Source organism: Dellaglioa sp. CoH-56-MRSF-12, from assembly GCF_056782075.1.
In genome coordinates this window covers 1-240 of record NZ_JBXAYD010000162.1, presented here as the reverse complement: position 1 = coordinate 240, position 240 = coordinate 1, and the positions used below count along the sequence as shown (strand labels likewise).

Genomic DNA, 240 nt, shown 5'->3' with positions numbered 1-240 from the left:
ATCGTGACCAGCTTCCGTCAGACCATCGTCCTCCAGATCAGGCTTCACGTGTTCTTCGTCACCCAACATATCGAGTGCCGAAGCATGCGAGTTACGCACTTCAACCGGCTTGTCCTTCAGTTGATTGGCGATGGTCAGGATTGCCTTAGCGTAGTCCACACCGTGCGAAGCAAACACGCGACGAATCAGCTTGTCTGCATTACGCACACCGGCCGCCGCAAATTCGTCTTCGAGTGCAGC

General features: G+C 55.0%; 1 protein-coding gene. It reads right to left on the bottom strand.

Annotated features, from left to right (window positions below):
* The coding region (locus AC1RPY_RS08160) for a hypothetical protein (protein ID WP_481763182.1) at positions 1-240 on the bottom strand (240 nt) is incomplete at both ends.